Origin of the sequence: Sorangium aterium (assembly GCF_028368935.1) — a bacterium.
Lineage (GTDB): Bacteria > Myxococcota_A > Polyangia > Polyangiales > Polyangiaceae > Sorangium > Sorangium atrum.
Genome location: NZ_JAQNDK010000001.1, coordinates 2,245,976 through 2,258,965 on the forward strand (window position 1 = coordinate 2,245,976; position 12,990 = coordinate 2,258,965).

The window sequence follows — 12,990 nt, forward strand, 5'->3', positions numbered from 1 at the left end:
CCTTGGAGACGAGGCTCGCGCGAATGTCCTTGTTGGGGCCGCTCGCGACGGCGGTGGCACGTTCGAAGCGTCGTTGAGACGTGAGCGCCTGGATCAGCGCGAGTGGCCGCCTGCTTGCAAGGCGCCTTCGCGGGCTCTCTCGGCGAGGCTCGAAGGAGGAAAGATGGCACGGGCGAAGGCTGGCCGGCGAGCGCGCGCCGCGGCGCAGAGGGGCGCGCAGAGCGCGGACCGGGAGCGGAGCGAAGGCGCGCCCCCGACGGAGCAGGAGAGAGCCCCGCGGAGAGAGCGGCAGAGCGCGGCGGCGCAGCGCGGGAGCTGCGCGCGGCTGCCGGGGAGGAGGGGAGTCGCGGGGCTGCTCTTGAGCCGGCTGGAGACGGCGGCATACCGCATCTACGAGCGGGTCGCCGGGCTGTCCGAGGAGCGGCCGGCGCTCGGGGTCGAGATCGCGGCGTCGGCGCTGCGGGCGTTCGGGGCCCGCGCCCCGCGGGTCGTGAGCAGCGTCACGGTGAGCCGCGCGCGGGCGGCGGTCCTGAACGCGCTGCAGGACGCGGCGGGCGTGAGGCGCCTCCTGCCGAGCATCGGGCGCGTGGAGGCCGGCGCGAAGAGGCAGGCCTCCACGATCCGGGCGGCCGGCGCGGGTGGCCCGGAGCGCACGCCGGCAGGCGTCGTTTCGCTCGCGACCGCGCCGGGCGACGGGGGCACGGAGATCAAGGTGGTGCTGCCCGGCGCGCGGCCGAGAGGGCGGCTCGCGCGCGCGGCGGGAGAGCTGCTCGCGGAGCTGCCCAGGCGGCAGCTGCGGGGCGAGCTGCGGCGGCTGAGGCAATGGATCGAGATCGGCGAGATCCCGACGACGGCGGGGCAGCCGTCCGGCCGGACAGACCGTGAGGGGGAGTGACCATGCGCGCGATCTGCTGGAACGGGGTGGATGACATCGTCGTGGAGTCGGTGCCCGAGCCGAGGCTCATCAGCCCGCACGACGCCATCGTCCGCGTCTCGCTGTCGTCGGTGTGCGGCTCGGATCTGCACCTGCTCCACGGGTACGTCCCGACGATGAAGCAGGGCGACATCCTCGGGCACGAGTTCCTCGGCGAGGTCGTGGAGACCGGCGCGGAGGTGAAGCGGGTCCAGCGGGGCGATCGCGTCGTCGTGGCGTCGATCATCGGGTGTGGGCGGTGCGCGTATTGCCAGCGCGAGCTGTGGTCGCTCTGCGAGAACTCGAATCCTCATCACGTGGTGGCGGACAGGGTGTTCGGGGACACGACAGCCGCGATCTTCGGCTACTCGCACGCCTTCGGGGGCTTCGCGGGGAGCCACGCCGAGTACGTGCGCGTGCCGTTCGCCGATCACGGCGCGTTCAAGGTCCCCGACGGGGTGCGGGACGAGAGCGCCCTGTTCGCCTCCGACGCGCTCTCGACGGGCTACATGGCGGCCGAGCTCTGCGACATCCGCCCGGGCCAGGTCGTGGCCGTCTGGGGGTGCGGGGGCGTCGGTCAGATGGCGATCAAGAGCGCCTATCTCCTCGGCGCCGAGCGCGTCATCGCGATCGACCGGATCGCGGACCGCCTGGCGATGGCGAAGGCGCACGGGGGCGCCGACGCCCTCAACTACGCCGAGGTCGACGTCCAGGAGGCGCTCCGCGAGATGACGGGAGGGCGCGGCCCCGACGCCTGCATCGACGCGGTGGGCATGGAGGCCGACGGGACGGGCCTGCAGTACGCGGTCGATCGGGTGAAGCAGGCGTTCCGGATGCAGAGCGACCGCCCGCTCGTGCTGCGCGAGGCGATGCTGGCGTGCCGCAAGGGCGGCACGGTGTCCATCGTGGGCGTCTATTCCGGGTTCGCCGACAAGATCCCGCTCGGCGCGCTCATGAACAAGGCGCTCATCGTCAGGACCGGTCAGCAGCACGCACAGCGGTACATCCCGAGGCTGCTCGATCACATCCAGCGCGGCGACGTCGATCCGTCGTACCTCCTGACGCACCGGATGTGCCTGGATGACGGGCCGCGCGGATACCGCCTGTTCGAGGCGCGCACGGAGGGGTGCATGCGCGCGGTGTTCGCCCCCTGACCCTGGCGAGGCCGCCGCGCGGGATCTAGCGCTCCTGCCCCTCCGCCAGCGTCGCCTGGATGGCCTGCGCCCGCTTCAGGTGGCTCGCCGCCGTGTCGCGAATGCGCTGGAGCTCCTGCTTCAGCTCCTGGTCTTTCACCCGCGGGATGACCTGCTCGTCCAGGATCCGCACGGCATAGATGTGCATCCTCACCTGGATGGCCATGTACTCCTGGTCGAACCTCTCGACCGGTTGCGCGCGGAGGTGCGCCGCGATGATGGACGAGTGCGCGGCGAGCATGGCGCTCGCCCGCGTCGGCTGTGCCTTGATCCCGAGGCGCCGGAGGTGCGCGCCCAGGTCGTTCTCCGCCTGGGTGTGGGCCTTGATCATCTCCCGGGCGAAGTCCTTCACCTCGCGCGACCTCGCCAGCTCGATGGCGATCTTCGCCTGGGCGATCTCACCCTGGTTCGCCGCGGAGATCACCTTGACGAGGGCGCCGTCCGATACCCGTTTCTCCGCCGGCTGCAACCTCGCCCGTAGCGGCTGCTGCTGCTGGGAGATCTGCGCGCCCTGATGGACATGACCTCCCCGCCCACCCGCGTGCGCGGTGCTGCCGATGACGCTCGCGGCGAGCGCGGCGGTGATCGCGACGCGATGCTTGAAATGATGGCGCATCATGGTGGATTCCCTTCCTGGATTTCCGCGGCGCGCTTCACGGGCCGATCCGTGGATGCCCGCGGCTCACGACGTCTCGAACGTCAAGCAAGCGGCGGACCCGCTCTCGACGTAACTCTCGACGTAGACCGAGGGACTGCCCTGCTCATGGCGCTGCGCGCGGGCGCGCTCGCGGGGCGATCGCCGCACACCCGGCGAGTCGTCCGCGCCGTGTCTCGGGATTCCACGTCGAGCCGAGAGGGCCCGTTATCCGCCGTTCAATCGACCGTGCAACCGTACAAAGGAGGTCGCCTCCTCGAAAGGCGCCCTCTCCGGCGGAGGGCCCGCTCCCTCGGCAATCGCGCTCCTCCGGGAAATCCCCTGCGCCGGGGGCGAGAGGGGCTTGCGGGGAGCCGGTCCCGGTGGTCAAGTGCAGCGTGGCGCGGCCCCCGGGCCGCCTCGCGCGCTGGCGAAGAGCTCGCCTGGGGGCCTCCGCGAATTCGCACATGCCTGACCGCGGCTTCATCCTCACGCCCACGACCCGCGTCGTCGCCGGGTGCCCGGAGATCCACCTCCACGCGGTGATGGAGGACGGCGCGCCGGCGCTCGTCATCGAGGACAGGTTCAGGCCCTACTTCTTCGTGCGCGCCCGCGACGAGGACGCCGCGCGGCGGCTCGCCGACCGCCGCGTCTCCCCGCAGGCGCTCGAGACGCTCGACGGAGAGCCGGTCCTGCGCGTCGACGCGGCGCTCCCCCGGGACGTCACGGCGCTGCGCGACAGGCTGGCGGAGGCCGGCGCCGACGCCCTCGAGGCGGACGTGCGCTTTCCCTACCGCTTTCTCATCGATCGCGGCATCCGCGGGGCGTTCGCGGTCTCCGGGCCTTTCGAGCTCCGCCCGGGCGTCGGGCGCGTGTACCGCAATCCCACGCTCGTGCCCGCGAGCTTCGTCCCCCGCCTCCGCGTGCTCTCGCTCGATATCGAGACGAGCCTCGACGGCGAGTGCCTCTATGCCATCAGCCTCGCGGGGGCGGGCGGCGAGCGCTGCCTCCTCGTCCGCGACGAGCCGGTGCCCGGCGGACTCCCCTCCTTCGTCGAGCGCTTCCCTGACGAGCGGACGCTCCTCGAGCGCTTCCTCGAGCTCGTCGCCCAGGCGGACCCCGACGTCCTCACCGGCTGGAACATCCCGGATTTCGATCTGCCCGCGCTCCAGCGCTATTGCCGGCGCGCCGGGCTCCCGTGCGCGCTCGGGAGGGGCGATGACGAGATCACGATCCTGCGCGATCCGGGCTTCTCGCGCGAGGCGCGCGCCGTCCTGCCGGGGCGGGTGGTGCTCGACGGCCTCGCGCTCCTCCGCGGCGCCTTCCTGCGGCTCGACGATTACCGCCTCGAGACCGCCGCCCGGACGATCCTCGGGCGCGGCAAGCTGTTCGGCCCAGACGACCGGGGCGAGCAGATCGAGGCGTCGTACCGCGACGATCCGGCGCGGCTCGCGGAGTACAACCTCGAGGACGCACGCCTCGTCCGGGATCTGCTGGAGAAGACGGGGCTCATCGAGCTCTCGGTGCGGAGGAGCCTGCTCACCGGAATGCAGCTCGACCGCGTGGGGGCGCAGATCGCCGCGATCGACTCGCTCTACCTGCCGGCGCTCCGCGCCCGCGGCAAGGTCGCGCCCTCGGTATCGAGGGAGGGGCCGGAGGGAGAGGCGGAGATCGCCGGCGGCCTCGTGCTCGATTCGCTCCCGGGGCTCTACCGCAACATCGTGGTGTACGATTACAAGAGCCTCTATCCGAGCCTCATTCGCACCTTCAACATCGACCCGCTGACGTTCGTCGCCGGGGGCGCCGGGCCGCCCGAGGCGCTCATCGTGACGCCGGGCGGCGCGGCCTTCCGGCGCGACGAGCCGGGCATCTTGCCCGAGCTCGTCGCGCGCCTCTGGGACGAGCGGGCCGAGGCGCGGCGGCAGGCGACGAGCGGGGCGCGATGGCCATCAAGATCCTGATGAACTCGCTCTTCGGCGTGCTCGGCTCTCCCGCGTCGCGCCTGTTCTCCCCGGAGGTCGCGAACGCGATCACGCGCGCCGGGCAGCACGTCATCCGGCGCACGGCCGAGGCGGTGCGGAGGGCCGGGCACCGGGTGCTTTACGGAGATACCGACTCTCTCTTCGTCGATATCGGCGAGCCCGACACGACGCGCGCCGTCGCCCGGGCCGAGGAGCTCCGCGAGGCCATCTCCGGGTCGGTCGCCGCCGAGATCGCGAGGACGTTCGGCTGCGAGAGCCGGCTGGAGCTCGAGTTCGAGAAGGTCTATGCGCGCTTCCTCCTGCCCGAGCTGCGCGGCGCCGCGCAGGGCAGCAAGAAGCGCTATGCCGGCCTGGTCGCCGGGGAGGGCGGCGACAAGCTCGAGATCGTCGGGCTCGAGGCGGTCCGGCGCGACGCGAGCGCGGTGGCGCGGCGCTTCCAGCGGGAGCTGCTCGACCTGGTCTTCCACGATCGCCCGGTGGAGGGCTTCGTGCGGAGCTTCGTGACGGAGCTCCGCGCGGGGCGGTTCGACGCGGAGCTCGTCTACAAGAAGGCGCTGAGGAAGCCGCTCGGCGCTTACACGAAGACGACGCCGCCGCACGTGAAGGCGGCCCGCAAGCTGGGCGGGGACGCGGGGAGGATCGTGGCCTATGTGATCACGCGCGCCGGCCCGGAGCCGGCGGGCCAGACGACGGCGCCGCCGGACTACGATCATTACGTGTCGCAGCAGCTCAAGCCGATCGCGGACGCGGTGCTGCGGTGGCTGGGCGGGGCCGATTTCGATGAGATGACGGGCGCGCGGCGGCAGCTCTCGCTGTTCTGACCCGGCGCTGGTCGCGCGAGGCGCATCCGGGGGCGAGCGGCCGCGAGGTCCCCGGCGGAGCGCCGGGAGATCAGGAGTTCGCGGGGGCGCCCGGGAAGCTCACTTGGCCGACAGCGCGTCGGTGACCATCGCGCGCGCCTCGTCGAGCACGCGATCGAGGTGCGCCTGGTCCTTGAAGCTCTCCGCGTAGATCTTGTAAACGTCCTCGGTGCCCGACGGCCGCGCGGCGAACCAGCCGTTCTCCGCGACGACCTTGAGCCCGCCGATCTCGCCGCCGTTGCCGGGCGCGCGCGTGAGCTTCGCGGTGATCGGCTCGCCCGCGAGGGTCTTGGCGCGCACCGCGTCGGGGGAGAGCTTCTTGAGCACGCTCTTCTGGCTCGGCGTGGCCGGCGCGTCGATGCGCGTGTAGATCGGCGCGCCGAACCGCGCGGTAAGGTCGCGGTAGTGCTCGGCCGGATCGCGCCCCGTGCGGGCGAGGATCTCGGCGGCGAGCAGGTCGAGGAGGATGCCGTCCTTGTCCGTCGACCACACCTGCCCGTTCTTCCGCAGGAACGAGGCGCCCGCGCTCTCCTCGCCGCCGAAGCCGAGCGAGCCGTCGAGCAGCCCGTCGACGAACCACTTGAAGCCGACCGGCACCTCGCGGAGCGGGCGGCCGAGGTCCTTCGCCACCCGATCGATCATGCTGCTCGAGACGAGCGTCTTGCCCACGGCCGCGTCGGGCCGCCAGAGCGGGCGGTTCCGGAAGAGGTAGGACACCGCCACGGCGAGGTAATGGTTCGGGTTCATCAGCCCGGCGCTGCGCGTGACGATGCCGTGGCGATCCGAGTCGGCGTCGTTGCCGAACGCGAGATCGTAGTCGTCCTTGAGCGCGATGAGGTTCGCCATCGCGTGGGGCGACGAGCAGTCCATGCGGATCTTGCCGTCGTGATCGAGGGGCATGAAGCCGAAGGTGGGGTCGACGGCCTGGTTCACCACCGTGATATCCAGCCCGAATTTCTCGGCGATCGGCGCCCAGTACGCGATGTTCGAGCCGCCGAGCGGATCGACGCCGATGCGCAGCTTCGCGCCGCGGACGGCCTCGAGATCGACCACGTTGCCGAGATCGGCGACGTAGGGGCCGATGAAATCGTACGGGTGGGTCGTCGGCGCGCGCAGCGCGGCCTCGTAGGGCGTGCGCTTCACGCCCGCGTTGTCGGCGCGGAGCAGCTCGTTGGCGCGATCCTCGATCCAGCCGGTGACGGCGGTGTCGGCCGGCCCGCCGTTCGGCGGGTTGTACTTGATGCCGCCGTCGTCGGGCGGGTTGTGCGACGGCGTGATCACCACGCCGTCCGCGAGCCCCGAGGTGCGCCCGCGGTTGGCCGTGAGGATCGCGTGCGAGATGGCCGGCGTCGGCGTGACGCCGCTCCGTTCGGCGATGAGGACGTCGACGCCGTTGGCCGCGAAGACCTCGATGACGCTGCGCTGCGCCGGCTCCGAGAGCGCGTGCGTGTCCATGCCGAGGTAGAGCGAGCCCGTCGTGCCCTCCTTCGCGCGGTACTCGCAGATGGCCTGCGCGATCGCGAGGACGTGCGCCTCGTTGAAGCTGCGCCGGGCGGCCGAGCCGCGGTGGCCTGAGGTGCCGAAGGCGACGCGCTGCTGCGGATCGCCCATGTCGGGGCGCTCGCTGTAGTACTGCGCGCGCAGCGTGTCGGGATCGATCAGCACATCGGGAGGGGCCTTGCGGCCTGCGAGGGGGTGGAGCGGCATGAGCCTCCGCATAGCCGAGCGCGCGGGACGAGCCAACCCTTCCACGGGTGCCGCGGGTCCCGGGCACGGCGAATCTGGATTGCCGCTCGCGCTACGCCTGGCCTGCTGGAGCGCGGGCCAACTCGTCGGCGTGGCGCTCGTGGAGGGGTTCCTGGGGCGCGCGGCCGTCAAGGTGGAGGCCTGAGCGCCGTTCGCCGCCGCCCGCGGGGGCGGGATGGGCGATGGCGAGGAGAGCCGAACGCCACGCGCTCAGGAGCGGCGGTTCACAGCGGCCGCGCCTGCGCCAGCGCCTCGAGCCAGTCCGCGCACGCGCCGTCCTCGGCGGGCGGCTGAGCGCCCTTGATGAGATACCACGCCTCCCGGTGCTCCACGCGGGCGCCGGGCTCCACGTGCTGCAGCGGGCCGAGCGACTCGACCTCGAGCATGTCCGCGTTCGTGAACGTCTCGAAGTTGCACCCCATGTCCGGGTACCTGGCGCCCTCGATGAACGGGAACCGCTTCAGGAACACGTTCCCGTGGTTCGCGTACGCCGCGTAGCCCTGGCTCACGAGCGCACCCACCTTCTGCGGGTCCTTGCCGGCGACCTGCCGCAGGCGGATCACGCGCTTGCCCCATGTCCACCGGGGCTCGGCCATGTCGGTATACGACCACAGCACGAGCGGCCGCGCCGGCAAGACGCGATCGGGGTGCGGGACGAACGGCGCCTGCGGGAACAGGCACTCGCCGCCGGCCGCCATCACGGAGAGCGACCACGGGGCGAACTCGACGGCATAGGCGCTGTGGTTCTCGATCGCATGATCGATGACGAACCTGCCCGCCGCGGCGTCCGCCGCGATGCGGACCTCCTTCTGCATTCCGTACCTGTCCGGCGCGGTCCGGAGCACGAGCGCGCCGTTCTCCTCCCGGTGCTCGACCGGATCGTTGTCGGGCTGCAACGTCCGCTGCTCGTCCTCGGGGCCGATCCAGAGCCGGTGACCGCCGTAGAACCTGTACTTGGTCCCGCCTGTCGCGCCCATGTCCTCGGGGATCTCGGAGAGCTCGTTCGGGCCGCCGATGACGCCGTACCGCATGATGCGCGGGCCGATGTCGAGCGTGACGACGAGCTCCGTGTCGCCGCAGACGAGGCGCGCGGCGCGCTTCCAACCGCCGTAAGGGATGATCTCCATGCCGGAGGTCTCGTACCGCAGAACCGGAGGGCGGTTCAACCCCGACTGCCGCGCCCGCTCCCACGCCATCGCCCTGGACATGCGGCGCCGCAGCCGCCTCGCCCTGCGAGCGGCGCGACCGCTCAGGTGCCGCTGCCGGCCAAGCGCTCCGGAGGCGCGAAGTCGGCCGGGCGGCCGCCGAGGCCCATGGAGATGACGCGCCGCCAGCGGAGGTCGCCGAGATCGAGCGCGAGATCCTGCAGGGGCGGCAGCGCGTGCGCGCGGCTCGACGCGGCGGCGACCGCGCGGAGCAGCGGCACGACGAGAGGCGCGCGCAGCCGGGGCACGCCGAGCTGCTCGGCGAGCTCGTCGCCCAGCACGGCCCTGGAGAGGCTGCAGGAGATGGCCATGAACCGCTCGGCGCTCCGGCGCTCGCCGGCGGTGCGCGCGCTGCGGACCTTGCCGGTGAGCAGCGCGTCCACGAGCATGCGCGAGTCGTGGTCCGGCGCGCCCTGCGTCGCGAAGATCATCTCGGCCAGCCTTCGCGCCTCGGCGTAGGACCCGGGGATGAGCTCGGGCTCGACGCCGATGACGTGGGCCACGTAGCGCCACAGGTGGACGAGGTCCTCCCTCTGGGCGGGCGTGAAGCGGTAGGCGAGCTTGTCGAGGCCGTCGATGACCGCGACCGAGAAGAGCAGCGCCGTCGCCACCATGTCGTGCTGGTTGATCGGCTCGCCCCAGAGGGCCGTCTGCCACCGGCCGCTCGCGCGGATGAGGCGCCGCACCTGCGCGTGCATGACGCGCACCTTGACGGTGATCGCGAAGCCCTCGCCGGAGCGGCGCATTCCGTTCGCCTGGCTCACGGCGTAGACGAACCGGCTCGTCTCGGCGAGGCGGCGCGCGGCCTGCTCGCGGAGCCTCCCCGAGAAGACGAGCGGTTTGTTCCCGCCGGGCGACGCGTACCCGAGGACGAGCGACTGCATCGCGAGCAGGATCCCTCCGAGGAAGCCCGTGCGCAGGAACGCCGCCCCGCCGCGGTTCACCGCCTCCCAGTCCACCCAGAGGGGCACGTGATCGACCGACGCGAAGAGCGCCCGCAGCTCGGCCGGCGCCTCTTTCGCCGTGCGGTCATCGTCGATGCCGCGCGCGAGGGCAGCCTCCAGGAGGCGGAAGCCCTGGCCTGAGGGCATCGACGCGAACACCTCCACGACGGCGTCGGCCGCCGGATCGACGCGGAGCAGGAAGGGCCCCAGGCGATCGAGCTGGTCGCCGAAGCGACGGCGGGCGGCTGCGGTGTCCTGGAAGCGAGCCGGAATCGTCGCGTTCTCCATGCGCTGGAACAGAATATCCCTTGGCGCACCGGCTGCACTCCGCAAAGGCGACGCCGCGCGGATCATCACGCCGAGGCGAGCGGCCGAGCGCTCCACCGCGGGGCGTCGCTGCGGCTCAGGGCGCCGCCTTGCGCGACGCCGCGCGCGGACCGGGGCTCCGCGGATCACCTCGGTGAGATCGTGCGCCCGCGCTGCGCAAGGCAGAACCTGAGCCCCTCCCGCAGGCTGCGCATCGGGTTCAGCTCATCGAACGCGACCCCGATCGCGACGAGCGTCTCCGCGACATGACCGCCCAGGCCGGTGAGGACGCAGCGCGCGCCGAGGAGCTGCACCGCCTGAGCCAGCTTGATGAGGTGCTGGGCGGTCATGGAGTCGATGAGCGTGACGCCGGTCAGATCGAGGATCACCCACTCGACGTCACTGTCCTCCGCCACGCGCACGAGGAGCCGCTCGGTCACCTCGACGGCGCGCACCGAGTCGAACAGCCCGACGAGCGGGAGCGTGAGGATGCCGTGCCAGATATCGATGATCGGCACCGAGAGCTCCCGGATCGCGCACTCCTGGCGCTGGATGGTGTCGAGCTGATGCTCGAGCTCTCGCTTCGAGGTGGCGAGCGCGGCGAGCGCCTGGCTCTTCTGCTGCGTGGTCACGGAGAGCTCGGAGAGAAAGACGCGCAGAGCCTCCTCGATCACCCCGAAGGCGTCGTGTTCGACCTCTGCGAGCTGCGTCAACGCGAGCTCGACCTCTCCGGTGGACGCGAGCGCAACCGCATCGATGACGCGTTGCATCCGGCGTTCCTCGATGGAGATCATGTTCTCGGATTCTTGCATGGGCTCCTGGGGGCGCAGCAGGGGTTGACCGGTGAGGAAGCGGAGTCACCGGGCTCATGCGCCGGGTCGACCTCGCCGGCCGCATGGGAGGACGTGCCCGCGGTGCTCTGGCCTCGTGTACCCGATCGCACGGCTCTACCTATCTATCCCCACATCCTACCTCGCGACCGGGCGTGTGAATCGACCTTCGACCAAGATGGGATAGATAGCCTATCCGCGGCGCGGCTGAAATGAGCCTGGCTGGTTGATCCGCGCTTCCGCGCTTCCCCGTCGCCCGCTCTGGCGACCTCGTGTTCAATCGACCGAGCGAACGCAACGAAACCCGGTCGATACGTCACCTGCCTCACGATCGTACGCCAGCCGGAATGTCGCCTTTGCGGTGCTAGCGGAGAAGTCCCACGATCCACCCCGGAGCACGCCCCTGCTGCCGGTCGCCGGCACCTGGGGATCTGTCTGGGCGCCTCTGGCGTACACACCCGGATCCCAGCCGTCGGCCACCCATTCCCAGACGTTGCCCGCCATGTCGAGCGCGCCCGACGGGCTCGCTCCGGCCTTGGCCGAGCCGACCTCCTGGGTGCCCTTGCCGCGCCCGCCGCAGCCCTGCCCAGGAGGCCGAGACACGATCGCGTGCGCGCACCCTGGCGCCTCGTTGCCCCACGGATACTCGCGGCCGTCGGCGCCGCGGGCGGCGTATTCCCACTCGGCCTCGGTCGGGAGCCGCTTGCCGACGAAGGCGCAGTACGCGGCCGCCTGCGCCTGGTCGACGCACGAGATCGGGTGTTGCGACTTCGCGGGATCCGCCGCGGTGCAGAGCGCGCCGCGCTGCTCGACGTCGGCGTCGGTCGCGCGGGGGCCGTGCAGGCCGCTCGGCGCGCACCGGCCCGCCTCGACGCAGCGCTGGTAGGCGGCGACCGTCACCTCGGTGCGATCGACGTCGAACGCGCGGGTCAGCGTCACGTCATGGGGCGGGCGCTCGGATTTGCCGCCCTTCTCGCTGCCCATCGTGAAGCGGCCCGCCGGCACCCGGACCATGTCGGGCGGGGGCGGCGCCTTCATCTGGGGCGCGGTCAAGCCGCCCAGCACACGCGCCGGCCGCGCATCGTCGGGCGCGCGGTAACGGACGAACGCGACGGCGCCTGCGCCGGCCGCGGCGGCCAGCGCGGCCGCCGAGGCGAGCGCGGGCAACAGGCGCCGCCGCGGAGCGGCCCTGGCGGCCTGCGGCGCGGGAGGGGGCGACGCCGGTTGCGGGGCTGCCAGCGGCGGCGCGCTCGTCGCCAGGCCGCGCATCGTCGTGAGGGACGGCGTGGGCGGCGCGCCGACGGACGTGGGAAGCCCGCCGGCGGGCGGGCCTGCGGCCACGCGCTCCGTCCCCGCCACGCCCAGCGCCGCTGCGCCGGGCGCTGCGCCCGCAGGCGGGCTGCCCGCCGCGAGCGCGACAGCGCCGGCGGGCGCGGCCGTCGCCATCGCAGCCTCGAGCGCTCCCCAGAGCTCGCCAGCCGTGCGGTAACGCTCCCGCGGGTCGATGGCGAGCGCGCGGCGCACCACCGCCTCGACGGCGTCGGGCGCGCTCACGCCCGCGCCCTGCAAGCTCGGGCGGAACGCCGGATCGGTCGCCGCGATGTAGAGCTGCGTGACGTCGCTCCCGAGGAGGGCGCGGTTGCCCGAGGCGACCTCGATGAGCACGAGGGCGAGCGCGAAGACATCGGTCCACGGCCCGGTCGCGCCGAAGCGGTGGTGAAACTGCTCCGGCGCGCCGTAATGGACGGTGAAGGCCCGGAGCGCGCTCCCGGTCTCGGCCATCGCCTGCGTCATGCTCGAGAGCTCGCCGAGCACCTTGGCGATGCCGAAGTCGAGGACCTTCAGCGTGCGCCGGCCGCCGATCTCCGCGAGGAACAGGTTGGCCGGCTTGACGTCGCGGTGGGCGACGCCCTGCGCGTGCGCGACCTCGAGCGCGTACGCCGCGGGCGCGAGCAGGGCGACCGCCTCGGCGAGCGGGCGCGCCGCATCGCCGCGGGCGCGCCGCTCGGCGATCTCGCGGTCGAGCGGCACGCCATGGAGCCACTCGAGCACGAGATACGGCGTCCACTCGCCCGACGGCGAGACCGCGGCGCCGGTGTCGAGGGCCTGCACGATGCCGGCGCTCGCGCGGGAGAGGCGGTGGAGGAGCCGCCCCTCGTCGAGGAGCATCCGCTGGAACGACGCGCGCTCCGCCGGGGCCAGCGATCCGAGCAGCTTCAGGCACTTGACCGCGACCGGCTCGTCGAACCCGAGGTGCTGGCCGCGGTAGACGACGCCGAACCCGCCCTCGCCGACCACGGCGTCGAGCCGGTACTTGCCGCCGATCGTCGCGCCCACCCAGCCGAAGGGATCCGAAGGTGCCATCTCGCGGCGCGAG

The 12,990-nt window shown here is 72.4% G+C and carries 11 protein-coding genes; 5 read left to right on the forward strand and 6 right to left on the reverse strand.

Going from position 1 to position 12,990, the window contains the following annotated elements; all coding sequences use genetic code 11:
* Positions 1–163: 163 nt before the first annotated feature.
* Entirely contained in the window at positions 164–895 is a 732-nt protein-coding gene (locus POL72_RS07990; protein ID WP_272094436.1) for an SRPBCC family protein, read from the forward strand.
* Positions 896–897: 2 nt separating this feature from the next.
* Positions 898–2,067 carry a zinc-dependent alcohol dehydrogenase gene (locus POL72_RS07995; RefSeq protein WP_272094437.1) on the forward strand — a complete coding sequence of 390 codons (1,170 nt, stop codon included), beginning with the start codon at positions 898–900 and terminating at the stop codon, positions 2,065–2,067.
* 25 nt (positions 2,068–2,092) lie between these two features.
* Here the strand turns inward: POL72_RS07995 and POL72_RS08000 are convergent, their stop codons facing one another.
* A complete protein-coding gene (locus POL72_RS08000) occupies positions 2,093–2,725 on the reverse strand; it encodes a DUF4142 domain-containing protein (protein ID WP_272094438.1) in 633 nt (210 codons plus the stop codon).
* A gap of 482 nt (positions 2,726–3,207) precedes the next feature.
* Here POL72_RS08000 and POL72_RS08005 point away from each other — a divergent pair, with 482 nt between their 5' ends.
* Together POL72_RS08005 and POL72_RS08010 are read left to right on the forward strand one after the other, a co-directional pair.
* Positions 3,208–4,701 carry a 3'-5' exonuclease gene (locus POL72_RS08005; protein ID WP_272094439.1) on the forward strand — a complete coding sequence of 498 codons (1,494 nt, stop codon included), beginning with the start codon at positions 3,208–3,210 and terminating at the stop codon, positions 4,699–4,701.
* On the forward strand, positions 4,683–5,543 hold the full coding sequence (locus tag POL72_RS08010; protein ID WP_272094440.1) for a DNA polymerase domain-containing protein: 861 nt from the start codon (positions 4,683–4,685) through the stop codon (positions 5,541–5,543). Before POL72_RS08005 ends, POL72_RS08010 begins: the two co-directional genes overlap by 19 nt.
* A 99-nt stretch (positions 5,544–5,642) precedes the next feature.
* Here POL72_RS08010 and pgm read toward each other — a convergent pair whose 3' ends face one another.
* On the reverse strand, positions 5,643–7,289 hold the full coding sequence (pgm, locus tag POL72_RS08015) for a phosphoglucomutase (alpha-D-glucose-1,6-bisphosphate-dependent) (protein ID WP_272094441.1): 1,647 nt from the start codon (positions 7,287–7,289) through the stop codon (positions 5,643–5,645).
* Here pgm and POL72_RS08020 point away from each other — a divergent pair.
* Positions 7,288–7,473, forward strand: a complete 186-nt coding sequence (locus POL72_RS08020) for a hypothetical protein (protein WP_272094442.1) — start codon at positions 7,288–7,290, stop codon at positions 7,471–7,473. The two genes, pgm and POL72_RS08020, sit on opposite strands and share 2 nt — an antisense overlap.
* 79 nt (positions 7,474–7,552) lie before the next feature.
* On the opposite strand, the gene POL72_RS08025 is transcribed toward POL72_RS08020, so the two are convergent.
* The 4 genes from POL72_RS08025 to POL72_RS08040 form a co-directional block, all read right to left on the reverse strand.
* A complete protein-coding gene (locus POL72_RS08025; RefSeq protein WP_272094443.1) occupies positions 7,553–8,455 on the reverse strand; it encodes a hypothetical protein in 903 nt (300 codons plus the stop codon).
* A 122-nt stretch (positions 8,456–8,577) separates the two neighbouring features.
* Positions 8,578–9,765 (reverse strand): oxygenase MpaB family protein, encoded by a 1,188-nt coding sequence (locus POL72_RS08030; RefSeq protein ID WP_272094444.1) that lies wholly within the window; start codon positions 9,763–9,765, stop codon positions 8,578–8,580.
* 164 nt (positions 9,766–9,929) lie between these two features.
* On the reverse strand, positions 9,930–10,595 hold the full coding sequence (locus POL72_RS08035) for an STAS domain-containing protein (RefSeq protein ID WP_272094445.1): 666 nt from the start codon (positions 10,593–10,595) through the stop codon (positions 9,930–9,932).
* Positions 10,596–10,889: 294 nt separating this feature from the next.
* Complete coding sequence (locus POL72_RS08040; RefSeq protein ID WP_272094446.1) at positions 10,890–12,977, reverse strand: bifunctional serine/threonine-protein kinase/formylglycine-generating enzyme family protein; 2,088 nt, start codon at positions 12,975–12,977, stop codon at positions 10,890–10,892.
* Positions 12,978–12,990 lie beyond the last annotated feature (13 nt).